Raw genomic sequence first — 1,220 nt, forward strand, 5'->3', positions numbered from 1 at the left:
TGGGTCGCGTGCTGCCGATCGTAGTCGTGCAAGGCCGAGGTAAGTATGCGCATTGCGTGACGCGGCGCGCGGCCAATTTGATCCGCTCAGACAGGCGTTCCGACCGTTCGTTGCTGGCCCGAACGAGCCAATCATGCGTTAAAAAACCGGTCATCCAACTGCGACATGGGGCCATAACACGTTAGCACACCAGACTACCGTTCGATGTCGATGAGTATCCCCTCGCATCGCCCGCCAAAACACAGGCTGCAACTGGCGGAACTCCGTTCGGCCTCCAAGGGGTCTATGCTTGATTAGCGCATTCGCACAATATGACCAAGGAGGAGTGTCATGAAACCCGCGCTATGTGTCGCCGTCGTCAGTATGCTGTTCGGGGTCCAACTGGCGCACGCCGCCTGCCCCACCGACGCCGTCTTCCTCGTTCTCGGTGATCAGATTCGCGGTTACTCCTTGCGCGCCAACGGAGCGACCGAGCCCTGCCAGGTGCTGCAAGGGCCGCTCACCACCCTCATGACCGCTGGCGCGACGGTGATCGACAAGAAGGACTCCTTTCACGTCGCACAGTTTCTTACCAGCAGCACGGTCGACATCTTTCCGCGAAAGGCCGAGGGCAATGAGGCGCCCAGTCGGTCGTTCATGTTGACGATAACAAATGACCTGCTCAGCATCGCGGTGGATTCCCACCTCAACGATTTCGTCCTGACCGTTCGCCCCTCGGAGGCGGGGGTGCTGGTCGCTCCCGCCAACAGCTCCGGGCCTGTAAACAATGCCGTTCACATCACCGATCCGAATATCGTCCAGTACGTGAGCATTGCGATTGACAGCGAAGACAATCTGCTGATTGCGGGTTATGACATACGGGGGGCGGCGATCATCGACACGTTTGGCACGCGTCGGAGCATTACCTCGCCGCCGCTTTTGCGCAGCCTCACGGGTAGCAAAACCGGCCTGCTGCCGGGGGCCGGACTTTTTGCAAGGAACAACATGACGATCGCTGTCGATCCGCGTACGGACGAGTTATTCGTCTACAACCAGACCGCGGACGTGACGCAGATCCAGGTGAGCGTTTTCGCCGCCAAGGCGAACGGCGACGTGCCGCCGGTACGGACAATCAGCGGTCCAGCCACGGGAATCACTGGCTCTGGCTTGCCGGGAAACAAGATCGCCATCTCCTCGGACGGGCGGCTCCTTGATGCCGAGCCGAACCTGCGCATTCTCGC

1 protein-coding gene is annotated in these 1,220 nt (G+C 60.2%); it reads left to right on the top strand.

The window, feature by feature from the left end; all coding sequences use genetic code 11:
• Positions 1 to 330: 330 nt before the first annotated feature.
• Positions 331 to 1,220 (top strand): NHL repeat-containing protein (locus tag HHL24_RS43370; RefSeq protein ID WP_169491344.1); only part of this gene is annotated, 890 nt, incomplete at its 3' end.

The organism is Paraburkholderia polaris (genome assembly GCF_012927345.1).
GTDB classification, from domain to species: Bacteria; Pseudomonadota; Gammaproteobacteria; order Burkholderiales; family Burkholderiaceae; genus Paraburkholderia; species Paraburkholderia polaris.